At 66.7% G+C, this 21422-nt stretch carries 18 protein-coding genes; 9 read left to right on the top strand and 9 right to left on the bottom strand.

Features of this window, described 5'->3' with window-relative positions; all coding sequences use genetic code 11:
- Positions 1 to 316 precede the first annotated feature (316 nt).
- Complete coding sequence (locus ACFOMH_RS14820) at positions 317 to 1759, top strand: MATE family efflux transporter (protein WP_377745418.1); 1443 nt, start codon at positions 317 to 319, stop codon at positions 1757 to 1759.
- 4 nt (positions 1760 to 1763) lie between these two features.
- Here ACFOMH_RS14820 and ACFOMH_RS14815 read toward each other — a convergent pair whose 3' ends face one another.
- The 6 genes from ACFOMH_RS14815 to ACFOMH_RS14790 all read right to left on the bottom strand — a co-directional run bounded on the left by ACFOMH_RS14815 (position 1764) and on the right by ACFOMH_RS14790 (position 8429).
- Positions 1764 to 2957 (bottom strand): multidrug effflux MFS transporter, encoded by a 1194-nt coding sequence (locus tag ACFOMH_RS14815; RefSeq protein WP_377745416.1) that lies wholly within the window; start codon positions 2955 to 2957, stop codon positions 1764 to 1766.
- A gap of 211 nt (positions 2958 to 3168) precedes the next feature.
- On the bottom strand, positions 3169 to 3906 hold the full coding sequence (locus ACFOMH_RS14810) for a calcium-binding protein (protein ID WP_377745414.1): 738 nt from the start codon (positions 3904 to 3906) through the stop codon (positions 3169 to 3171).
- Between the two features lie 129 nt (positions 3907 to 4035).
- Entirely contained in the window at positions 4036 to 5223 is a 1188-nt protein-coding gene (locus ACFOMH_RS14805) for a glycerate kinase family protein (protein WP_377745411.1), read from the bottom strand.
- 135 nt (positions 5224 to 5358) lie between these two features.
- A complete protein-coding gene (locus tag ACFOMH_RS14800; RefSeq protein WP_377745410.1) occupies positions 5359 to 7080 on the bottom strand; it encodes an SLC13 family permease in 1722 nt (573 codons plus the stop codon).
- Between the two features lie 110 nt (positions 7081 to 7190).
- Positions 7191 to 7886, bottom strand: coding sequence for an anti-sigma factor family protein (locus tag ACFOMH_RS14795; protein ID WP_377745407.1), 696 nt, complete (start codon positions 7884 to 7886; stop codon positions 7191 to 7193).
- 51 nt (positions 7887 to 7937) lie between these two features.
- Positions 7938 to 8429, bottom strand: a complete 492-nt coding sequence (locus tag ACFOMH_RS14790; RefSeq protein ID WP_374426828.1) for an RNA polymerase sigma factor — start codon at positions 8427 to 8429, stop codon at positions 7938 to 7940.
- 97 nt (positions 8430 to 8526) lie between these two features.
- On the opposite strand from ACFOMH_RS14790, the gene ACFOMH_RS14785 reads away from it, so the two are divergent.
- Both ACFOMH_RS14785 and ACFOMH_RS14780 read left to right on the top strand, forming a co-directional pair.
- Positions 8527 to 9819, top strand: a complete 1293-nt coding sequence (locus ACFOMH_RS14785) for a S8 family serine peptidase (RefSeq protein WP_377745405.1) — start codon at positions 8527 to 8529, stop codon at positions 9817 to 9819.
- 117 nt (positions 9820 to 9936) lie between these two features.
- On the top strand, positions 9937 to 10875 hold the full coding sequence (locus ACFOMH_RS14780) for an asparaginase (protein ID WP_377745403.1): 939 nt from the start codon (positions 9937 to 9939) through the stop codon (positions 10873 to 10875).
- On the opposite strand, the gene ACFOMH_RS14775 is transcribed toward ACFOMH_RS14780, so the two are convergent.
- Positions 10872 to 11783 (bottom strand): Gfo/Idh/MocA family protein, encoded by a 912-nt coding sequence (locus ACFOMH_RS14775; RefSeq protein ID WP_377745401.1) that lies wholly within the window; start codon positions 11781 to 11783, stop codon positions 10872 to 10874. The genes ACFOMH_RS14780 and ACFOMH_RS14775 overlap by 4 nt on opposite strands.
- Positions 11783 to 13531 carry an L-arabinonate dehydratase gene (araD, locus tag ACFOMH_RS14770; RefSeq protein ID WP_377745400.1) on the bottom strand — a complete coding sequence of 583 codons (1749 nt, stop codon included), beginning with the start codon at positions 13529 to 13531 and terminating at the stop codon, positions 11783 to 11785. Before araD ends, ACFOMH_RS14775 begins: the two co-directional genes overlap by 1 nt.
- 160 nt (positions 13532 to 13691) lie before the next feature.
- Between araD and ACFOMH_RS14765 the strand changes: the two genes are divergently transcribed.
- Entirely contained in the window at positions 13692 to 14645 is a 954-nt protein-coding gene (locus tag ACFOMH_RS14765) for a LysR family transcriptional regulator (RefSeq protein ID WP_377745398.1), read from the top strand.
- Between the two features lie 42 nt (positions 14646 to 14687).
- Here ACFOMH_RS14765 and ACFOMH_RS14760 read toward each other — a convergent pair whose 3' ends face one another.
- The gene (locus ACFOMH_RS14760) at positions 14688 to 16898 is read right to left on the bottom strand and encodes a DEAD/DEAH box helicase (protein WP_377745396.1); all 2211 of its coding nucleotides are present in this window, start codon (positions 16896 to 16898) and stop codon (positions 14688 to 14690) included.
- Positions 16899 to 17135: 237 nt separating this feature from the next.
- On the opposite strand from ACFOMH_RS14760, the gene ACFOMH_RS14755 reads away from it, so the two are divergent.
- The 5 genes from ACFOMH_RS14755 (at position 17136) to nrdE (ending at position 21355) form a co-directional block, all read left to right on the top strand.
- Positions 17136 to 17978 (top strand): DUF6635 family protein, encoded by an 843-nt coding sequence (locus ACFOMH_RS14755; protein WP_377745395.1) that lies wholly within the window; start codon positions 17136 to 17138, stop codon positions 17976 to 17978.
- 87 nt (positions 17979 to 18065) lie between these two features.
- Entirely contained in the window at positions 18066 to 18257 is a 192-nt protein-coding gene (locus ACFOMH_RS14750; protein WP_377745393.1) for a hypothetical protein, read from the top strand.
- A 322-nt stretch (positions 18258 to 18579) separates the two neighbouring features.
- Entirely contained in the window at positions 18580 to 18801 is a 222-nt protein-coding gene (gene nrdH / locus ACFOMH_RS14745) for a glutaredoxin-like protein NrdH (RefSeq protein ID WP_374427827.1), read from the top strand.
- 29 nt (positions 18802 to 18830) lie between these two features.
- Positions 18831 to 19247, top strand: coding sequence for a class Ib ribonucleoside-diphosphate reductase assembly flavoprotein NrdI (gene nrdI, locus ACFOMH_RS14740; protein WP_377745392.1), 417 nt, complete (start codon positions 18831 to 18833; stop codon positions 19245 to 19247).
- A complete protein-coding gene (nrdE, locus tag ACFOMH_RS14735) occupies positions 19229 to 21355 on the top strand; it encodes a class 1b ribonucleoside-diphosphate reductase subunit alpha (protein WP_377745390.1) in 2127 nt (708 codons plus the stop codon). Before nrdI ends, nrdE begins: the two co-directional genes overlap by 19 nt.
- The last annotated feature ends 67 nt before the right edge of the window (positions 21356 to 21422 follow it).

The following is a 21422-nucleotide window of genomic DNA, read 5'->3' as shown; positions in this document are numbered from 1 at the left end:
GTCGCCCGCTGTCAGCCGGGGTGTCAATTCGCAACTTTTCCGCAGGCATGGCGGCACGGGGGCCGGCAACGCGCCGGACACCACGGCCGGCTCGCATGTCTGTGTAAAGATATTGCGGCAATTCCATGAATGAATTGTTATTTTCGGCGGCGGACGCGCCCGCCACGGGACGGCCGCGCAGCCAAAGCTTCCCTTACGTTATTCGGTTGTTGCGCAAGGGCACGGACGATCCGGCTTGCCGGGGCGGGATGGGCGCGCTTAATTCGCATCCCGGGATCCCTGCGGTTCCGGTCGGGCGATCATGCGGGCAAGGGACATGAAACAGACCGCCAATCTTGTCACCGCGCCGATTGCTCCGACGCTGTTGCTGTTCGCGCTGCCGACGCTGGGCGCGTCGATGCTGCAATCGGCCAATGGCTCGATCGATGCGGCATGGGTGGGCCGCCTGCTGGGCGAGAATGCGCTGGCCGCGACGACCAACGGCAATCTGATCATGTTTCTTTTGACCTCGTTCGTGTTCGGCTTTGGCATGGCCTCGACCATCCTGATCGGTCAGGCGGTCGGGCGCGGCCGCATGGGGGCCGCGAAAGAGGTGCTAGGCACGGCCATCGGGACCTTTCTGCCGGTCGCGCTGGCTATTGCGGTGCTGGGATGGTGGCTTGCGCCCGATATGCTGGCGCTGCTCAATACCGGGCCCGAGATCGCGCCCCTGGCGCGCGCCTTTCTGCGGGTGACGTTCCTCGCCATGCCGGGGATCCTGATGCAGACCATGTTGATGATGGCACTGCGCGGGGCGGGCGATTCGATCACGCCCTTGCTCTTCATGGCATTGGCGGTGGTGCTGGACGTGGTGTTGAACCCGGTTTTCATCCTTGGGCTTGGCCCCGCGCCGGCCATGGGGATCGGCGGTTCGGCCTTTGCCATGGCGATTGCCAATTACACCAGTCTGGCGGCAATGCTGGCCTATCTCTATCTGCGCGGCCACCCGTTATGCCTGCGCGGGGCGGAACTGTGGCTGTTGATCCCGGCGCGGTCGGTGCTGGTGCTGATGCTGCGCAAGGGATTGCCGATGGGGATGCAGATGATCGTCGTCTCAAGCTCGATGCTGGCGATGATGCGGCTGGTCAACCGCGAGGGCGTCGACACGGCCGCGGCCTTTGGCGCGATCCAGCAGATCTGGACCTATGTGCAGATGCCCGCGATGGCGCTTGGCGCGGCGGTCAGCGCGATGGCGGCGCAGAATATCGGCGCCGGGCGCTGGGACCGGGTCGGCCGCATCGCCCGCATCGGCATTCTTTACAACCTGCTTTTGACCGGCGGGCTGGTGCTGATCCTGTTCGCGGTCGAGCATCAGGCGCTGGCGCTGTTTCTGGGCCATGACAGCGCGGCGGTGGCAATCGGCACGCATATCGGGCGGATCGCCACATGGGGCTTCATCGCCTTTGGCGTGACCATGGTGCTGTTCGGGGTGGTCCGGGCGAATGGTCAGGTGGTCTGGCCGCTGCTGATCCTGTTCATCTCGCTTTACCCGATCCGGCTGGGCGTGGCGGTGGGGCTGCGCGGCTGGTTGGGCGCAGACGCGCTATGGATCAGCTTTCCGGTGGCGATGATGGCCACGCTGACCATGGCCAGCCTGCTTTACCTGCAAGGCGGCTGGCGCCGGGAAACCGACATGAACATCAATCCCGACCCCGAGGGCATCGCCCCCGAAACCCAGACCGTCACCGCCGAGGCCGCGCCCATTCAGCCCAAGGCCTAATTCGCTAGGCCGCCCCGATCCGCAACCGGGGCAGCGACGCCGCCGCCGCCACCCAGGCCAGCACCGCGCAAAGCGCGATGGCCGGCACCATGGTCGCCGAGCTGTTGTCCAGAAACGGCCCGGTCGCGGCGATCATCGCACCGCCGGTCAGCATCTGGATCGTGCCGCCCAGCGATGAGGCCAGCCCCGCAATATCGGGATGCGGATCCAGCGACATCACCATGGCCGTGGGCATCACCAGCCCAAGACAGGCATTGGCCAGAAACAGCCCCGCCATGATCGTGACCAGGCTGTCAAAGCCCAGCCAGACCAGCCCCGTCAGCATCAGCGCCACCCCCGCAAATCCGGTGATGGCCAGCGAAATCACCCGCTCCATCCCGAACCGCTGGGCCAGCCGCCCGGCGAATTGCGAGGCCGAGAAAAATCCCAGCGCATTCACCGCGAAAGCCAGCGAAAATCCGGTCGGACCCAGCCCGTATTGGCGCGTATAGACAAAGCTGGCCGAGGCAAGGAACACGAAAAAGCTGGCCATGCCAAAGCCGCCGATCATGGTCAGCCCCATGAAGCGGCGATCCGTCAAAAGCCGGCGCGCGCCACGGATCATGGCGTCCAGCCGCACCGGCTGGCGATGCTCGCGCGCCAGCGTCTCGGGCAGGACAAAGATGATCAGCAACAGGCTGATCAGCCCCGCCCCCGCCAGCACGGCGAAAATCTCGCGCCAGCCGCCCATCGCCATCACCATCGAGCCGGTCAGCGGCGCCAGCATCGGCGAGACCGAGATCACGATCATGATCGCCGCCATCATCCGTGCCGCCTCGGGGCCGGTGGCCATGTCGCGGATGACCGCGCGCGGCACCGCCATCAAGGTCGCCGCGCCAAAGCCCTGAACCGCGCGGGCCGCGATCAGCCACTGGATCGAGGGCGCCATGCTGGCCGCCACCGTCGCCACCAGAAAGATCGACACCCCCAGAACCAGCGGGATCTTGCGCCCGACCGCATCGGCCATCGGCCCGTAAAGCATCTGCGCGATGCCAAAGGCGATGAAATACGAGGTCAGCGTCAGCGCGGCGCGCGCCTCGGTCGTGGCCAGATCCTGCGCCACCTCGGGCAGCGCCGGAAGATACATGTCGATGGCAAAAGGCCCGACAGCGGATAAAAGACCCAGCAAAAGGGCCATGCGGAACAAGGGGTCGCGCATCGGATTACCTGTTCGGATGATTGGATATCGGGAATGAGGCCGCGAAAAACGCGCCCAATGGGGGAAATGCCGCCACCGCCGAGGCCCCTTCATGCCAGATTTTCGGCCCCCGCGCAACCGCCCCGCCGTGACGCGCCCCCAAAGGCCGCGCCGCAGATGCAAAGACGGGCGCGACAAGGCGCGCCCGTCCATGACCCGGTGCGGGACGGGATCAATAGATGAAATCGTCCGAGCCGAGGCTTTGCAGGCGGGTATCCTCGATCACCAGCCGGTCGCCGCCATGGCTGATGATGACATCGTCGCCGACCTGCCGCGCGGCGCCGCGCACATCGGCAAAGCTGTCAAAGCGGGCATAGGCGGAAACGTTGATCTGATCGTCGCCACCGTCGAAATCGGTGATGCGGTCGATGCCGCCGTTAAAGACGAACACATCCGCGCCCGATCCGCCGGTCATGGTGTCATTGCCGGCGCCACCGTTCAGCGTGTCATTGCCTTCCTGTCCCCACAGCCGGTCATTGCCCGCCTCGCCGAACAGGCGGTCATCGCCTTCGCCACCGATCAGGGTGTCGCGGCCGGCACCGGCGCGCACGAAGTCGTTGCCCTCGCCGGCCGAGATCACGTCGATGCCGCTGCCGGTCACCACGCGGTCATTGCCTTCGCCGGCGGTGACGCGGTTGTTGCCATTGCCGGCCTGAATGACGTCATTGCCTTCGCCGGCATTGATGGTGTCATTGCCGCTGCCCGAGACGATGGTGTCGTTGCCGCCGCCATCGACGATGCGGTTATGCCCCTGACCGGCGTTGACCCAGTCATTGCCTTCGCCGCCATTGATATAATCGTTGCCGTCGCGGCCATAGATGCGGTCATCGCCGGAATGGCCCAGAATGGTATCGGCCAGGGCCGAACCGTTCAGAAAGTTGTCGCCGTCATTTCCACGAAAGATAGGCATGTCTGTTCTCCGTCACTTTGGTTTCCGGCATGGGTTCAGCGCCGGCCACGGGCATGCGGCCGCACTCGCGCCCGGCTGCCGGTTCGGCCGGGGCGGAAAGTCATGGTTCAGGGTTCGGTTTGGGTCGGATCAGGCCGCGCGGGCGCGCAGGACCATTCTTTCGCCGACCAGCAGCATGCGCATGGCATCCTCGGCCGCGCGGCACAGCAGCTTGTCGCCCTGGGCGATCGCCTCTTCCAGCGAACAGGGCCGCTTCACGATCGAGGCAAAGGCGCTGATGCCATGGGCGAAGGTTTCCTGTGCGCCCTTGCCGATGGTCCCGGCCAGCGCGATGGTCGGGATGCCAAGCGCCTCGGCCCGGCGCGACACCTCGCACGGGACCTTGCCATAGGGGCTTTGCCCGTCCAGCGAACCCTCGGCGGTGATGACCAGATTGGCGCGGGACAGCAGCCGGTCGAAATCCAGATATTCCAGCATGATCTGGAACCGTGGATGCAGGGTCGCGCCGGCAAATGCCACCAGCCCCGCGCCCAGCCCGCCCGAGGCCCCCGCCCCCGGCAAGGTGCCGAGATCGACCCCGATCACATGGCGGATCACGCGGGCATAGGTCTCAAGGCCGGTCTCAAGCGCCTCGACCTGGGCCGGGGTGGCGCCTTTTTGCGGGCCGAACACCCGCGCCACGCCCTTGGGACCCAAAAGCTGGTTGTGCCAGTTCACCGCCACATCGATGCGGGTATGGGCCAGACGCGGGTCAAGGCCCGACAGGTCGATCCGGTCCAGCAGGTGCAGCGCGCCGCCCCCTTCGGGCAGATCGCGCCCCTCTGCGTCCAGCAGGCGGGCGCCAAGCGCGCGCGCCATGCCGGCACCGCCATCGTTGATGCCGCTGTCGCCGCACCCGATCAGGATGCGCCGCGCGCCATGGTCCAGCGCCCGCAGGATCAGCTCGCCCACGCCCCGGCTGGTGGTCAGCGTCGGGTCGCGGCGGTCGCGCGGCACCAGGGACAGCCCGGCGGCGGCGGCCATTTCGATGACGGCGGTCGCCGGACCCGGGCCACCCATCATGCCCCAGAAGCTGGCGACAGGTTCGCCCACAGGGCCGGTCACGCGGGTGTCGAAAATCCGCCCCTTGGTCGCGGCGATGATGGCGCGGGTCGTGCCCTCGCCGCCATCGACCATGGGCGCGGCAAGGATGGTGGCGCCGGGCATGGCGCGGCGGACGCCGCGCGCGATGGCGCCGGTCACATCCTCGACCGAAAGCGATTCCTTGAACCCCGAAGGGGCGATCAGGACGGTATGGGGCAAAACGGTATGGGACATATCCATATCCTTTCTTGTGTTCTGTCCTGATTACGCGCCGCCATCGGGCTTATTCCCCGAAACCGGAAATTTTTTGTGCGAAAAATAAAAAAGAGGCGGAATTTCCGCCTCTTGCAGGGGTTTGCCGGATCGGGATCAGCGGATGGTGATGCGGATGCCGGCCGGGCGCAGGGCGCGGTTGACGCGATGCTGCAACCCGCGCAGGTCCGGGGGCACGGTTTGCGGGGCGGCCCGTTTCGCCACCGGGGCGGCGGCGCGCAGGCCCAGCCCCTTGGGGCGCGGCACGGGACGCGAGGCGCCGACCGCCGGCTCGGCCGGGATCACCGGGACCGGGATCATGACCGGCACCACGGCCGGCTGTTCCGCCGCCGGCATCGCGGCGGGCCGGGCGGGTTCTGCGGGCGCGGCCATGGGCGGATCGGCGGGCATCGCGACCATCTCCGGGACCGCCTGCGCCGGCCGCAGCCCGGCCAGCTGCGCGGGCCAGACGGCAAGCGCAAACAGCATCAGCAGCGCGGTCACCATCGGCGCCAGCGGCAGCGCCAGCCGCAACAGATCGCCCTGGGTGAACCCGCCGCCCTCGGCCCCGGCAAAGATCGCCACCGGCTTCGCGGAAGCCATCAGCGTCTGGCAAAACCCCGTGCCCATGACCGCAACCAGAATCATCAGCGCCGCGTCATGGCCCAGCCCCGCCAAGGGCAGCGCCACCGCCGGAATCAGCACCGCCGCCCGCGCCGAACGCGATGTCACGAACAAATGCGCCGCGACCGAAATCACCGCCATAAGCGCCACCACCGCCACAAGACTGTCGTGCAGATCGGCGGGCAGCCGCCCCAGCGCCTGCCCCGCCAACCAGCGATCGGCCCCGGTCGCGGTCATCGCCTGCGCCATCAGCACGGTCGCGGTCATATAGAGCAACAGCTCGACATCGACGGCGCGAAAGATCTCTTTGCTCTTGCGCCGGGTAAAGGGCGGCGTCAGCAGCACCAGCGCCCCGATCAAGGCCACCGTGGCCATGCCGATCCCGTGCAGCCCGGCCCCCAGCCAAAGCCCCACCACAACCGCCAGCACCAGCGCGATCCGGCCCTGGCGGCGGCGCTGATCGGCATCGGGCGCGGGCATGTCGGCCGGCTTCAGCGGCTGGCGCAACAGCGCGCGCGGCACGAACAGCCACAGGATCAGCCCGGTGCCCGCAAGGCTTGCCAAAAGCGCAAAGGGCAGGCCCAGCATCGCCCAATCGACATAGCCCAGCCGCAGCCCGGTCGCCGCCCGGATGCTTTCGACCGCCAGAAGATGCGCCCCCGCCCCGATCAGCGAGGCCCCCGCCGACAACAGGATCGCCGTCGGAAAGATCAGCGCCAGCGGCCGGCGCAGCCGCGCATCCGGCAAAGCATCGGCCAGCGCCGCAAAGACCGGCAGCAACAGCGCCGCCCGCCCCGAGGTCGACGGCAGCACAAAGGCCGTCGCCGCAATCATCAGCGTCAGCAGCATCGCGAACACCCCGAACCCCAGCCGCAACCGCACCAACGGCAGGATCAGCCGCGCGGTCAGGCCGGATTCGCGGATCACGGCGGCGATGACAAAGGCCGCCAGAAGCAACCAGACCAGTTCGCTGCCAAGCGCGGCGAAAAGCTGTGCCTCGGACAGAACCCCGCCCAGCACCAGAACCAGCACGGCCCCCAGCGCGACCAGCGATTCCGGGATGCGGGTCCCGACCCAGCCCAGCACCGCCAGCGCCAGCGCCAAGAGCGCGGCGCGCCCGTCCATGGCCAGCGTCCGCGGCAGGGTCATGATCGCCCAGCCCAGCCCCAGCGCGACCAGAGGCAGCGCGATCAGGCGCGGGGCGGGCAATGTCATTTGGCGGAACATGGGAATGGAAAGGGCCTGCATGGTCGTATTCTCCTGGTACTGATCCCAGGAATACGGGTGGGGGGCGGTTCTATTCCGGCCCGCCGCGACAGGCCGGATCAACCCGGCGGATTGATGCCAAGCGCCGCCGCCTCATCGGCGGGCGACAGGGGCGCGCCGGCCCCGATGCGTTCCAGCGCCGCGTCGATCGAACCCTCGCCCGAGGCGGGCTGATAACCCTCGGCCGTCTCAGAGCTGGCGGCAAAGCGTTCCTGCCAGCCGTCACCCTCACGACAGGCCAGAACCGTGCGGATCCGGCTGTCATGCGTGGTTTCATATTCGCGGCAAAGCCCGGCCTCGCCCGCCTGAAACGATGCGATCATGGTCAGCGCGCCGCCATCCTCCAGCGTCCGGCTTTCCCCCGAGGGCAGGCCGTCCAGCGCCGCAAGTTCGGGCGCGGACAGGCCGCGCGGCGCATTCATCGACCAGCCCCACCAGCCCAGCCCGATCGCCGCGATGGCCAGCGACGCCGCCGCCGCCAAAATAGGCCTGCGGTTCAGGTTGGCGGCCACGGGCGCGGGCCGGGCCGTGGTGATGCCGGCGCGGATCATCGCGGCCAGCGGATCGGTGCCGGAACCGGTCGCCCCGGCAGGGGCCGACTTTGTGTCCGCCAGCGCCTGCCGGGTCAACACAAAGCGGCGGTGACGCGCCGCCAGTTCCGGGTCGGCGGCAATCGCATTGCGCAACTGCCGCGCGGTCTGGGGATCCAGCTCGTCATCGGCAAGCGCCATGAGGGTTTCGTCACTGATCTGCATGAGACTTGTCCATTCGGGATTCTGAACCGCAAAGGATATACGCGCCGTTCATCATTTTATTCCCAGCCGGTCGGCAAGCGCCAGCCGCGCCCGCGACAGCCGGCTCATGACCGTGCCCTTGGGGATCGCCAGAATTTCGGCCGCTTCGGCATAGGACATGTCCTCGACACAGACGAGATGCAGCACCTCGCGCTGTTCCTCGGGCAGGTCCTGCATCGCCTCTTGCACCGATTGCAGCATCAGCCGCGCCTCGATCCCGGGGCCGGGATCGGTGGGCAGGGCCTCGGGCATGTCAAAGACATCGACCTGGGTGCCGGCGGTGCGATTGCGCCGCGTCATGTCGATCCAGGCGTTGCGCATGATGCGAAAGAGCCACGGTTCCAACCGCGCCGAGGCATCGAAACTGCCATGATTGGCGATGGCCCGTTCGACCGTGATCTGCACCAGATCCTCGGCCACGTCGCCCTTGCGCGACAGCGACAGGGCGAAACGGCGCAGATTCGGCAGCAATGCGATCAAGGTTTCGCCGAATGCCGCATCCATCAATACACCGTGTTATGAAATAATTTCTGCTTCCGATGGAATAATATGAAGCTGGTTTCGTAAATGTCCAGAAACACGCGTCGAAACGGAGATGACGATGATCCGATTCCTGCTGGCCGCGATGGCCCTGATCGCCATGGCGTTGGCCGACATGGCCCCGCAAAACAGCAGCCTGTCGCTGGTTTCCATGGCATGGGCGGACGATGACGACGATGATGATGACGACGATGACGATGTCGCGCCGCCCCGGCTGGTCCCGCGCCGCCCGGCCCCGGCGCGCGCGCGCCCGGCGCCGCCGCCCCCGCTTTATGCCCCCGACGAGGTGATCGCGCGCGGCCTGTCGCGCGCCGACCGCGACGAATTGCGCGCCCAGGGGTTTCGCGAATTGCGCAGCCGCAACCTTGCGAATGGCGAAAGCCTTGTACGGCTGCGCAAGCCGGCGCGGATGGGGTTGGGACCGGCGCGCGATCTGGTCGGGCAAAAGCCCTCGGCAGTGCTGGCCGAGCTGAACCATTATTACCGCCCCGCGAATGCCGAGGCATGCGAGGGCGCCGCCTGTCCGATGCGACAGATGATCGACTGGCCGGCCAATACCTCGGGTTGCGGCACACCGCCGCGCATTGGCATGGTCGATACCGGCCTTAACGCAGAGCACGCAGCGCTAAGCGCGGCGCGGCTGAAATTGCACCGGCTGGACCGCGATGGCCGGGTGGCGCCGTCGGACAAGCTGCATGGCACCTCGGTCGCGGCGCTTTTGGTGGGCGATCCGGGCAGCCGCACGCCGGGGCTGGTTCCGCAGGCCACGCTGATCGCGGTCGATGCCTTTCACAAGGCCGGAAATGACGAACGCGCCGATGCCTATGCGCTGATCGAGGCGCTGGATTATCTGGCGAAACAGGATGTTTCGGTGATCAACCTGTCGCTGGCCGGCCCCTATAGCAAGGCCGTCGCCGAACAGGTCGCGCGGCTGAACGATCAGGGCATCGTCATGGTGGCGGCGGCCGGCAATGGCGGGCCTGCGGCCAAGCCCGCATTCCCGGCGGCGCATTCGGTGGTGATCGCGGTGACGGCGGTGGACCGGCGTGGCCAGGTCTATCGCCGGGCGGCGCGGGGCACGCATATCGACCTTGCCGCGCCGGGGGTCGAGGTCTGGACCGCCGCCTCGGTCCGGGGGGCGCGGACGCGCACCGGCACATCCTATGCCGCGCCCTTTGTGACCGCCGCCATTGCGTTGATGTTGCAGGAAAACCCCGACCTGACCCCGGGCGAGGTGCGCGCGCGGCTGCACCGTTCGGCCCGCGATCTGGGCCGGGCCGGGCATGACGAGGTCTTCGGCCACGGCCTGCTTTTGCCGGTCAATCCCTGCGCGACCCTGCGCCCGGCGCATTAACGGGGGCGCATCGAAGGCGCGCGGGTCAAGGGTGGCTGGCATCCGCCCGTGCGGGTGCTAATCTGGGCGCCGGGCGCGCACGCGCGCCGATCCACCCCCTATCGGACAGGCCCCATCGTGACCGAAACTGACAATCCGCCGCGCCTTGCCGTGCTGGCCACCGGCGGCACCATCGCCAGCACACGGGACGCCGAGGGCGCCGCCCGTCCGGCGCTGAGCGGCGAGGATCTGCTGGCGGTGCTCCCGCCGATGCGGGTGACGCTTGAGCCGCGCGAAGTGCTGGCCAAGGATTCCTCGACCCTGACGCTGGCCGATATGCAGGCGATCAGCGATGCGGTCGGCGCGGCGCTGGCCGATCCGGGAATCGCCGGGATCGTGGTCACCCATGGCACCGACGCGATGGAGGAAACCGCGCTGCTGGTCCAGTTGCAGCACGCCCCCGCGAAACCGGTGATCTTTACCGGCGCGCAATTCGCCGCCGATCATCCGTCGCCCGACGGGCCCGGCAATCTGGCCGATGCGGTGACGCTGGCCCTGCGCGGGGCTGCGGGGGTCGCGCTTGCCTTTGGGGGCAAGGTGCTGCCGGCCTGGGGGCTTTACAAATCCGCGACCGACAGCGCCGATGCCTTTCGCCGCGCGGCGGAGGATGCGGCGTCGCCGCCCCTGCCCGTCCTGCCCGCCCCGGTCGCCGGGCTGCGGGTCGATATCGTGGCCGTCCATCCCGGCGGCGATGCGCTGCATCTGGACGCCAGCCTTGCGGCCGGGGCACAGGGCATCGTGCTGGCCGCGCTGGGATCGGGGAATGCCACGCCGGATCTGGTCGCGGGCGTCGCCCGGGCACGGGCGGCGGGCGTGCCGGTGGTGGTCACCAGCCGCGTCCCGACCGGGTTGCTGGCCCCCGCCTATGGCGGCGGTGGCGGTGGGCATGACCTGTGCCGCGCCGGCGCCATCCATGCGCGGCTGTTGCGCCCCGGTCAGGCACGGATCCTGTTGGCGGTCATGCTGGCCAATGGCTGCGACGCGGCCGGCATCGCCGGGGCGTTCGGCCCGGTCTAGAAATCAAACGCCTCGACCGTCCGGCGCCGGCCCAGCGTAAAGGCATCCGCGACCAGCACCATCGGCGACAGATCCACATCCGAGGCGCCATCCGCGACCAGCCGCGCCATCTGCGCGTAAAGCGCGGGATATTCGCCCATGATCGTGTCCTCGCCGCCTGCGGGCTGGCCGTCGATTTCCAGCAAATTGCCGCCCATGCGCAGCGCAAGCCGGCCGGCATCGGTCGCAAATTCCATGTCCCAGGTCTGCGGACCCTGCTGGCGGAAATCGAAATCGGCGCTGATCCCCTGGGTCATCGACAGGCGCGCGGCGATGGGGGCGTCGCGATTGGCCGGAAAGTCCAGCTCGGCCGATTTCAGATGCACCGGACGGGGCAGGATATGGGTCAGGATCGACAGCGCGTTGATGCCGGGATCGAACACCCCCATGCCGCCGGCCTCGAAAATCCAGTCCTGACCGGGATGCCATTTGCGCACATCCTCGCGCCAGGTGATGCGGCCTTCGTCGATGCGCCGGTCCGCCAGCCAGCGGCGGGCCGCGGCCACCGCATGGGCCGCGCGCGAATGCCATGTCGCATATAGCGTGACGCCCATGTCGCGGGCGATGGCCTGCAATTCATGCACCTCGGACAGGGATGCGCCGGGCGGCTTTTCCAGCATCACATGCCGCCCCGCCCGCAACGCGGCGGCGGCGGCGGCAAAGCGCGGCACCGGCGGCAGGCAAAGCGAGACGACCTGAACATCGGGCCGCGCCGCCAGCATGTCCTCGATCCCGGTAAAGGCCTCGACCCCCGCGACCGTGCCATGGCGCGAGACGGTCGCGGCCAGGTCCCAGTCCGGGCTCGCGGCAAGCGCCGGCACATGCTGGTCCAGCGCGATCTTTCCGATGCCGACAAGCGCGACTTTCATCAATGGCTGTCCTTTCCGACTTCGCGCCCACGGCAGCCTTTCAGAAAGTCGAAATCCGCCCCGGTATCGGCGCCCTCGACATGCTCATGAAAGAGCTGCGCATAGCCGCCATTCGGCACCGGCGCCGGGTTTTGCCATTCGGCCAGACGGCGGGCGATTTCCGCATCCGGCACGTCCAGATGCAGGCGCCGCGCCTCGACGTCCAGCTCGATCATGTCGCCCGTGCGCACGATGGCCAAAGGCCCGCCCCGCGCCGCCTCGGGCGAGGTATGCAGCACCACCGTGCCGTAAGCCGTCCCCGACATGCGCGCGTCCGAAATCCGCACCATGTCGGTGATGCCCTTTTTCAGCACCTTGGGCGGCAGGCCCATATTGCCGACCTCGGCCATGCCCGGATAGCCGCGCGGCCCGCACATCTTGAGCACCATCACGCTGTTTTCGTCGATCTCGAGCGCGTCGTCGTTGATGCGCGCCTTATAGTCGTCGATATCCTCGAAGACGACGGCGGGGCCGCGATGCTTCATCAGATGCGGGCTGGCGGCCGAGGGTTTCAGCACCGCGCCGCCCGGCGCAAGATTGCCGCGCAGGACCGCGATGCCGCCATGCTCGGTCAAAGGCTTGTCCGCCGGAAGGATCACGTCCTCGTTCCAGTTCCGCGCGTCCTTGACCTCGTCCCACATGCTCTGGCCGGAAACGGTCAGCGCGTCCTTGTTCAAAAGCCCCGCCTCGCCCAGCCGTTTCAGCACGACCGGCAACCCGCCGGCATAGAAGAATTCCTCCATCAGATATTTGCCCGACGGCATGAGGTTCACGATGGTCGAGACGTCGCGCCCCAGCCGGTCCCAATCGTCCAGCGTCAGGTCGATCCCCACCCGGCCCGCAATCGCCAGAAGATGGATCACCGCATTGGTCGAACCGCCGATGGCGCCATTGGTGCGGATCGCGTTTTCGAACGCCTCGCGGGTCATGATGTCGCTGGGCTTCAGATCGTCCTTGACCATCTGCACGATGCGCCGGCCTGTCATCTGCGCCATGACGCGGCGGCGGCTGTCCACCGCCGGAATCGCCGCATTGCCCGAAAGCGCCATCCCCAGCGCCTCGGCCATCGAGGCCATGGTCGAGGCGGTGCCCATGGTGTTGCAGGTCCCGGACGAGCGGCTCATCGACTGCTCGGCCTCAAGGAATTCTTCCTGCGTCATCTCGCCGGCCTTCACGGCCTCGCTGAATTTCCACAGATGCGTGCCCGAGCCGACCCGCTCACCCTGGAACCAGCCGTTCAGCATGGGGCCGCCGGTCACGACGATCGACGGAATGTCGGTCGAGGCCGCGCCCATCAACAGGCTGGGCGTGGTCTTGTCGCAGCCCACCATCAGCACGGCGCCATCGATGGGCTGGCCGCGCATCGCCTCTTCGACCGCCATGGCGGCGAGGTTGCGATACATCATCGCGGTCGGGCGATAGGTGTTTTCGCTGGCCGAGAAGACCGGCACCTCGACCGGGAAACCGCCCGCCTCCCAGACGCCGGCCTTGACCTTTTCCGCCAGCTCGCGCAGGTGCCCGTTGCACGGCGTCAGATCCGCCCAGGTGTTCATGATGCCGATGACCGGGCGGCCGTCGAACAAATCATGCGGATAACCCTGGTTCTTGAGCCAGCCGCGATGATAGATCGTGTCGCGGGAATTGCCGCCATACCAATGCTGGGAACGCAGCTTGCGGGGCCAGAGGGCGGGGGTGAATTTCTTGCTCATGGCTGAACCTTGTGGCGGTTGGCGCTGTTGTCGCGGGCGGCCCGCCGGTGCGGAAAAAACGCGCGACCCTGCCTTTTGGTGAGCGGCCCGAGAGTGATCTAGCCACAGCCCGACATGCTGGTAAAATGATATCTTGCGCTTTTCGTATACCGGAATTGATATGTCGTTACCTCCTGCCCGGCTGATGCTGAAACCGGCGCAATTGCGCCTGATCCAGCAGATCGCCGAACATGGCCAGCTGCAACTGGCGGCCGAAACGGTGGGCATGACCCAGCCCGCCGCCTCGCGCATGCTGGCCGAGGCCGAAAGCCTGATCGGCGCCCAGCTGTTCATCCGCCAGCCCAAGGGGATGGAGCCGACCGAAATCGGCCGTGCCGTGCTGCGCCGCGCCAATGCCATCCTGCGCGAGATGTTCAGCCTTGCCGCCGATGTCAGCGCGCTGCGCAGCGGCGCGGGCGGCGCGGTGCGCGTGGGCGCGGTGACCGGGCCGGCGGTCAGCTATCTCGTCAGCGCCATCCGCGAGATCAAGCGCGACACACCCGGCGCCGATATCACCGTCGACATCATGCCCTCGCGCGAGTTGCTGGGCTATCTGGCGGCCGGGGAAATGGATTTCGTGCTGGCCCGGATCCTGCCGGAATTCGACAGCCAGGATTTCAACATCCTGCCGATGCAGGATGAAAAGGTGCGCTTTCTGGTCCGCGCCGGCCACCCGCTGAGCGGGGCGGGCAAGGTCACCCTGCCAGAGCTGGCGGAACAGGAATGGGTCATGCAACAGCGCGGCGCCCCGATCCGCGAGGCGGCGCTGGCCGCATTCGCCGATGTCGGTCTGACCGAGCCGAAAAACATCGTCTCAAGCCCGTCGCTTTTGCTGACCATCGCCTATCTGGCGCAAAGCGACGCGGTGGCGCCGATGTCGAAAGAAGTGGCCGAGCTTTTGGTCGAACCGCCGGTCGCGGCGGGGTTCAGGGTCCTGCCCGTGGTCCAGGATATCCGCGTCTCGCCCTATTACCTGCTGGATCTGAAACGCCGGCCGCTGTCGCCTTTGGCCATGCGGCTGCGCGGCAGGTTGGCGGCGCTGTCGGGCAGTCGCGTGCCGCCGGCCCGGTTCTGACCGGCGGCGTGCGAGGGGGGCAAGGGCGGGGCTGGGCCCCGATCAGAACTTGCCGGGCTTGCCGCCCTTGGGGCCGCCCTTGCGCGCGGGGGCGCCGGTGGCGGGGCCGGATTTATGCGACTTGAACCCCTTGGAGCGGGTCGGACGCGCATCGCCGCCGGCATCGCGATCCCGCGCGGGGCCGCCATGGGATTTGAACCCGGCGGCACGCGGGCCGGGCTTGGCGCCCGCCCTGGGACCGGCTTTCGGCCCGGCCTTGGGGCCGCCGGGGGCGAAATCGGACCGGGCCGGTGCCTTGTCCTTTTGGGGCTGATCCTTGTGGGCCTGTTTCTTTTCGGTGCTCCAGCGGGCCTTGATCTTGCGCGGTGCCTCGGCATCGCCACCCTCATCGGGGTGGTATTTGGCCTTGGGCGCGGCTTTGGGCGGACGCGCCTCGGTGCTGCGGGGGGCGATGTCCGCCGGCTCCAGAAGCGCGGGACGGCGGGCCTTTGGGGCCGCCGGGCGTTCGACGGGTTCGGGGCGCGGCGCATATTGGCGCGGCTCGTCCTGATCCTGATCGGGGCGGCTCTGATCGGGGCGGGGTCCGCGCGGGGCCTGCCCGCGATGGGGCTTGCGCTCGGGGCGATCAAAGCGTTCGGGGCGCGGGCCACGGGGTCCGGGCGCGTCAAAGACCGGCTCGCTGTCCATCTTGCGCATGGTCAGGCCGGGTTCCAATTCGACCCCTTCGCCGAAATTCGCGGCAAGATTGGCGGCGATCTGGACAAAGGTCTGCTCGGTTTTCACCCGGATTGCGCCAATCGCGTCGCGGGTAATGTTCCCCGCCTCACAGATTTTCGGCAAAAGCCAGCGCGCCTCGGCGCGGCCGGAATGGCCGACCGACAGCAGGAACCAGACCGAAGGCCCGAATTCGCCGCGTTCGCGCGGCGCGGCCGGCGCCACGGGGGCCGTCCCCTCGGCCAGTTCCTCGGGGGCGGGGCGGCCTTCGCGCCACAGCCGGATAAAGGCCGAGGCGACCTGTTCGGCGCCGAACCGTTCGATCAGGGCGGCGGCCTGCGCGGCCTCATCGCCCGGCGCATCCATAAGCGCGGGGGATTCCAGCATGCGCTGATCGTCGCGGGCCTGCACATCGTCGGCCGAGGGGGCCTTGCCCCATTCCGCGACCAGTTTGGCGCGTTGCAACAGGCGCTGCGCCTTTTTGTAATCGGCCGAGGTCACGATCAGGACCGATGTCCCCTTGGCCCCCGCCCGGCCGGTGCGGCCCGAACGGTGCAAAAGCGTGTCGGGATTGGTCGGCAGATCGGCATGGATCACAAGTTCCAACCCCGGCAGGTCGATCCCGCGCGCGGCAACGTCGGTGGCGATACAGACCCGCGCCCGGCCGTCGCGCAGCGCCTGAAGCGCGTGGCTGCGTTCCTGTTGGCTCAGCTCGCCCGACAGCGCCACCACCTTGAAGCCGCGATTGCCCATCCGCGCCAGCAGATGGTTCACATTGGCCCGCGTCTTGCAAAAGATGATCGCGCGCTGCGCCTCATAGTAACGCAGGGTGTTGAAGATCGCATTCTCGCGGTCGCGAGTGGTGACCGAAAAGGCGCGATATTCGATATCGCCATGCTGGCGCGCCTCGCCAAGGGCGCTGATGCGCAGGGCGTCGCGTTGAAAATCCTGGGCCAGGGCCTCGATCGCCGGCGGCACGGTTGCGGAAAACAGCAGCGTGCGGCGATCCTCGGGGGCGGAACCAAGGATGAATTCCAGATCCTCGCGGAAGCCGAGGTCCAGCATCTCATCCGCCTCGTCCAGCACACAGGCGCGCAGCGCCGACAGGTCCAGCGAGCCGCGCTCGATATGGTCGCGCAACCGGCCCGGCGTGCCGACGACGATCTGCGCGCCGCGTTCCAGCGCGCGCCGTTCGGTGCGGTAATCCATGCCACCGACGCAGGTCGCGATCTGCGCCCCGGTTTCGCCGTAAAGCCAGCCCAGTTCGCGCGCCACCTGCAAGGCCAGCTCGCGCGTCGGCGCAATCGCCAGCGCCAGAGGCAGGCCCGATTGCGGCAAAAGCGTGCCGCCATCCAGAAGATCGGGCGCCATCGCCAGACCAAAGGCCACGGTCTTGCCCGATCCGGTCTGTGCCGAAACCAGCAGGTCGCGACCGGCGGCGCCGGGGTTCAGAACGGCCTCTTGCACAGAGGTCAGCTTGGCATAGCCCTTGGCAGCCAGGGCCGCGGCCAAAGGCGCGGCAATATCGTGTTCGGTCATTTTCTTCGCCAGGAAAGGGGATGCGAATGCATCCGGGTCAACGGCGCCCAGTCCCCCCTGCGGCCGGGCCCATTTCCCCGCCGGTCCCGGAAGTTTCGGAGCCAAAGACCGCCGCCTAACGCCCGCGCGCCCCAGAGTCAAAGCGAAACGTCACGACAAATCCGCGCATCCCGCGCATTGAGCCGCCCCGCCCCCGTCCCTAGATTGATCATGTCCCGCCGAGCCAAGGCCCAAACGATGCCGCAACCCCCCGCGCCCCAGCCCGCCGATCCGCGCCCCCTGACCCGGCGCGAGGCCGAGGTCGGCCGCTTTGTCCGCGCGCGTTACGGGCTGCGCGGGTCGCTTGCGCTGCACCGCCACGCGCTTGGGCTGGATCTGTTGCGGGCGCCGCTCAATGTGATGCTGTCGCCGCTGTTTTTGCTGACGCGGCTGATCGCGGCGCCGCTGCGCTGGGTCGGGCTCAGGCGCGCGGCGGATTGGCTGATCCAGCGCCGCATCTTTCTTAGATCCGACATGGCGCGCCAGATCGAAACCGACCTGACCGGGTTTCTGGACCGGCTCGCCGATCAGGGGCTGGCGCCGCGCGCGCCGGCGGATGTCACCCGCCGCGCCATCGCCGACTACGCCGAAACCCGCAATGCGGTGTCGGAAATCACCACCTCGCTGATGGTGCTGGCGGCGGGGCTGTTGCTGTTTCACCGCGCCACGCCGGGGGTGATCTCGCTTGCCGGGCCATTGGCGCAGCTGCGCGCCCAGACCCGCGCGATCGAGGATTTCGCCCTTGGCAACTGGATGGGCCGGATGTGGTATGGCGCCTTTCCGACCGAACTTTCGACGCTGGAACTGGTCTTGACCGGGGTGGTGCTGGCGGTTCTTGCCTCGGTTCTGACGACATTCGCGGGGCTGATCGCCGATCCGGTGCAGCTGTGGACCGGCATCCACCGCCGCCGCCTGATGCGGATGCTGGCGCGGCTGGATCAGGCAAGGGAAGGCCCGGCAATGGCGCGCGAACATGTGCTGGCGCGGCTGGGCGATCTGTCCGATACCGCGATCAGCCTCTGGCGCAGTTTCAAGGGTTAGGGGCGGGGCCGGAATCAAGCCCGGAATCAGGGTCGGCATCAAGGTCGGGGGTGGCGCGCGGCGCGCGACCGGGCTAACCTTGCCCCCATGCTGGTCGATCCCAATCATCCGTTCTTTCGCCCGCTTTGGGTGCGCGTGCTTTCGGTGCTGCTGCCGCTGCTTTGGGCGGGGGTCGAGGCCTCGACCGGGGCGATCTTCTGGGCGATTCTGTTCGGGGCGGCGGGGATCTATCTGTTCGTGGCGCTGTTTGTGAATCGCCGCGAGGGGGGCGGTTCCTGATTCCCGGCCGCAGGCGCCAAGCACAGATCGCGACCGCAACCCAGAGTTTCTTTGTGGTTAATGCGATCAATCTTTGATTGTGCCGCAAATTTGTCGCAAATCGCGGTTACTGTTGCATCTTTGAATCTGTCCACACCATATTTAGATGGCTGTGGATAAAATTCGACTAAATCTCGTTGACCGCCCCCGGGCATCATGGCTAACTAGACGCTGTCCTGATGCCGGTGCATCGCGGGAAAGGTTAACGGCACAGCCGGGCCGGGACCGCGCGCAGGCAAGACCATCAGGGCTTCAAAAACACGAAAACAAGGGACTCTGAGGCATGACCATCACCGTCTATTCCAAACCCGCCTGCGTTCAGTGCACCGCGACCACCCGCGCGCTGGAGGCCCGCGGGCTGGCCTATCAGATCATCGACCTGACCGAAGATGATGCGGCGATGGAACTGGTCACCTCGATGGGCTATCGGCAGGCCCCGGTCGTCGTCGCGGGCGAGGCGCATTGGGCCGGGTTCCGCCCCGACATGATCGGCGCGCTCGCCTGATACCGCGACAGGGTTCGGGAGACGGGGCCGTGGGCGGGCTGGTCTATTATTCGTCGGCATCGGGAAATACGGCGCGCTTCATGGCGCGGCTGGACCTGCCGGCGGACCGCATCCCGATCGCGCCCGACGCAGAGATGCCCCGGCCCGCGCGGCCCTATGTCCTGATCTGTCCGACCTATGCCGACGGGCAGGGTCGCGGCGCGGTCCCCAAACAGGTGATCCGCTTTCTGAACGATCCCGACCGCCGCGCGCTTTTGCGCGGCGTCATCGCCACCGGCAACCGCAATTTCGGGGTGACATTCGCCCTGTCCGGCAAGGTGATTTCTGATAAGTGCAACGTCCCCGTCCTGTATCGATTCGAGCTGGCGGGGAATGATCTGGATATTTCCCGCATCACGGCGGGGCTGCAAAAATTCTGGGGGACGGAATGCTTGACGATGGCGTAAAGGCCGAGCTGGACTATCACGCGCTGAACGCGATGCTGAACCTTTACGATGGCGAAGGCCGCATCCGTTTCGACGCGGATCGCAAGGCCGCGCGTCAGTATTTCCTGCAACATGTGAACCAGAACACGGTTTTCTTCCACAATCTGGACGAAAAGCTGCGTTATCTGGTCGATGAAGGCTATTACGAGCCCGAGGTTCTGGACCAGTATTCCATGAACTTTCAGCGCGCGATCTGGGACGCGGCCTATGCCCGCAAGTTCCGCTTTCCGACCTTCCTTGGCGCGTTCAAATATTACACCAGCTATACGCTGAAGACCCGCGACGGTCAGCGTTACCTTGAACGCTATGAGGACCGCGTGGTCATGGTGTCGCTGGCCTTGGCGCGCGGGGACGAGGCGCTGGCCATGCGCTTCATGGAGGAAATCCTGTCGGGCCGGTTCCAGCCCGCGACGCCGACCTTCCTGAATGCCGGGAAAAAGTCGCGGGGCGAGCTGATTTCGTGTTTCCTGCTGCGGCTGGAAGACAATATGGAATCCATCGGCCGCTCGATCAACTCGGCCTTGCAGCTGTCGAAACGCGGCGGGGGCGTCGCGTTGATGCTGACCAACCTGCGCGAGGCCGGCGCCCCGATCAAGGGCATCGAAAACCAGTCCTCGGGCGTCATTCCGGTGATGAAACTGCTGGAGGATTCGTTCAGCTATGCCAACCAGCTGGGCGCACGTCAGGGCGCGGGCGCGGTTTACCTGAACGCGCATCACCCCGACATCCTGCGGTTCCTGGACACCAAGCGCGAGAATGCGGACGAGAAGATCCGCATCAAGACGCTGTCGCTTGGCGTGGTCATTCCCGATGTGACCTTTGAATTGGCTAAGAAAAACGCCGATATGTACCTGTTTTCGCCCCATGACGTCGAAAAGGTCTATGGCGTGCCGTTTTCGGAGATTTCGGTCACCGAGAAATATGCCGAGATGGTCGACGACAAGCGCATCAAGAAGCGCAAGATCAATGCGCGCGAATTCTTCCAGACCATCGCCGAAATTCAGTTCGAGAGCGGCTATCCCTATATCATGTATGAGGACACGGTGAACCGTGCCAACCCCGTGCATGGCCGCATCACCATGTCGAACCTGTGTTCCGAGATCCTTCAGGTCAACGAGGCCAGCGAGTTCAACGAGGACCTGTCCTATTCGCATCTGGGCACGGATATTTCCTGCAATCTGGGTTCGCTGAACATCGCCGCGACCATGGACGGCCCGGATTTCGGCGCCACCGTCGAGGCGGCGATCCGGGCGCTGACGGCGGTGTCGGAAATGTCCTCGATCGACGCCGTGCCGTCGATCCGGCGCGGCAATGAGGAAGCCCATGCCGTGGGGCTGGGCCAGATGAACCTGCACGGGTTCCTGGCGCGCGAGCATATCCATTACGGATCCCCCGAAGGCGTCGAATTCACCAGCGTCTATTTCGCCGCCGTGGCCTATCACGCGATCCGGGCGTCGAACCTTTTGGCGCGGGAAAAAGGGCATAGTTTCAAGGATTTCAACAAATCGAAATATGCCGATGGGTCGTTCTTTGACAAATATACCGAACGCGACTGGCTGCCGGTTTCCGCCGATGTGGTGCGGGTGTTCGAGGGGATGACGCTTCCGACCCGCGCGGATTGGGCGGCGCTCAGGGCCGAGGTCATGGAACACGGGCTTTATAACCGTAACTTGCAAGCGGTGCCGCCGACCGGCTCGATCAGCTATATCAACAACTCGACCAGCTCGATCCACCCGATCGTTTCCAAGATCGAGATCCGCAAGGAAGGCAAGATCGGCCGCGTCTATTACCCCGCCGCCTTCATGACCAACGACAATCTGGAATATTACCGCGACGCCTATGAGATCGGGCCCGATGCCATCATCGACACCTATGCGGCGGCGACCGAGCATGTCGATCAGGGGCTTTCGCTGACGCTGTTCTTCCCGGCCGAGGCGACGACGCGCGACATCAACCGCGCCCAGATCCACGCCTGGAAAAAAGGCATCAAGACGATCTATTACATCCGCCTGCGCCAGACCGCGCTGGAAGGGACCGAGGTTCAGGGCTGCGTGTCCTGTACCTTGTGAGACGCGCCGCGACGCCGGGGGTTTTACACCCCCGGACCCCCGTAGGATATTTGGACATGAAAGAGAG

This window comes from Paracoccus mangrovi, assembly GCF_042648425.1.
GTDB lineage: Bacteria > Pseudomonadota > Alphaproteobacteria > Rhodobacterales > Rhodobacteraceae > Paracoccus > Paracoccus mangrovi.
Note: the sequence above shows the minus strand (reverse complement) of the source record. Positions and strands in the feature narration are given on the sequence as shown.

Coding starts and splice junctions, on each gene's coding strand:
- ACFOMH_RS14820 (WP_377745418.1), top strand. CDS start 317: ATGAAACAGACCGCCAATCTTGTCACCGCGCCGATTGCTCCGACGCTG.
- ACFOMH_RS14815 (WP_377745416.1), bottom strand. CDS start 2,957: ATGCGCGACCCCTTGTTCCGCATGGCCCTTTTGCTGGGTCTTTTATCC.
- ACFOMH_RS14810 (WP_377745414.1), bottom strand. CDS start 3,906: ATGCCTATCTTTCGTGGAAATGACGGCGACAACTTTCTGAACGGTTCG.
- ACFOMH_RS14805 (WP_377745411.1), bottom strand. CDS start 5,223: ATGTCCCATACCGTTTTGCCCCATACCGTCCTGATCGCCCCTTCGGGG.
- ACFOMH_RS14800 (WP_377745410.1), bottom strand. CDS start 7,080: ATGACATTGCCCGCCCCGCGCCTGATCGCGCTGCCTCTGGTCGCGCTG.
- ACFOMH_RS14795 (WP_377745407.1), bottom strand. CDS start 7,886: ATGCAGATCAGTGACGAAACCCTCATGGCGCTTGCCGATGACGAGCTG.
- ACFOMH_RS14790 (WP_374426828.1), bottom strand. CDS start 8,429: ATGGATGCGGCATTCGGCGAAACCTTGATCGCATTGCTGCCGAATCTG.
- ACFOMH_RS14785 (WP_377745405.1), top strand. CDS start 8,527: ATGATCCGATTCCTGCTGGCCGCGATGGCCCTGATCGCCATGGCGTTG.
- ACFOMH_RS14775 (WP_377745401.1), bottom strand. CDS start 11,783: ATGAAAGTCGCGCTTGTCGGCATCGGAAAGATCGCGCTGGACCAGCAT.
- araD (WP_377745400.1), bottom strand. CDS start 13,531: ATGAGCAAGAAATTCACCCCCGCCCTCTGGCCCCGCAAGCTGCGTTCC.
- ACFOMH_RS14765 (WP_377745398.1), top strand. CDS start 13,692: ATGTCGTTACCTCCTGCCCGGCTGATGCTGAAACCGGCGCAATTGCGC.
- ACFOMH_RS14760 (WP_377745396.1), bottom strand. CDS start 16,898: ATGACCGAACACGATATTGCCGCGCCTTTGGCCGCGGCCCTGGCTGCC.
- ACFOMH_RS14755 (WP_377745395.1), top strand. CDS start 17,136: ATGCCGCAACCCCCCGCGCCCCAGCCCGCCGATCCGCGCCCCCTGACC.
- ACFOMH_RS14750 (WP_377745393.1), top strand. CDS start 18,066: ATGCTGGTCGATCCCAATCATCCGTTCTTTCGCCCGCTTTGGGTGCGC.
- nrdH (WP_374427827.1), top strand. CDS start 18,580: ATGACCATCACCGTCTATTCCAAACCCGCCTGCGTTCAGTGCACCGCG.
- nrdE (WP_377745390.1), top strand. CDS start 19,229: ATGCTTGACGATGGCGTAAAGGCCGAGCTGGACTATCACGCGCTGAAC.